Source organism: Priestia sp. SIMBA_032, from assembly GCF_046535215.1.
GTDB lineage: Bacteria > Bacillota > Bacilli > Bacillales > Bacillaceae_H > Priestia > Priestia aryabhattai.
This window is the reverse complement of the sequence record NZ_JAWRXD010000996.1, coordinates 1-259: the sequence shown is the minus strand read 5'-3', so window position 1 is coordinate 259 and position 259 is coordinate 1. Positions and strand designations below refer to the sequence as shown.

Here is a 259-nt window from a genome sequence, read left to right as displayed (position 1 = left end):
GTTGCTTTTTTCTTTGCAGCAATTTTACCGGCCTTATGCTGTGGTGTAATCTTCTCTTCTAAATCCTTTGGTGGATTTGTTTTATCACTAACGGTTGCTTTATTAACAATTTCTTCACCAATTTTTGCAGTTTCTTTTACTTTTGTTTTAAAGACGATACTTCTTTCTTCCATATCCATAATTTCTGGATACTTTGCAATTACTTTTCCATTTTCAAACTTCAGCTCTACTGGCTCTGGTTTTGCACCTTCTGCTTTCA

1 protein-coding gene is annotated in these 259 nt (G+C 34.4%); it reads right to left on the bottom strand.

What is annotated here, in order from left to right:
• The coding region (locus SB717_RS37345) for a hypothetical protein (RefSeq protein WP_410908162.1) at window positions 1-259 on the bottom strand (259 nt) is incomplete at both ends.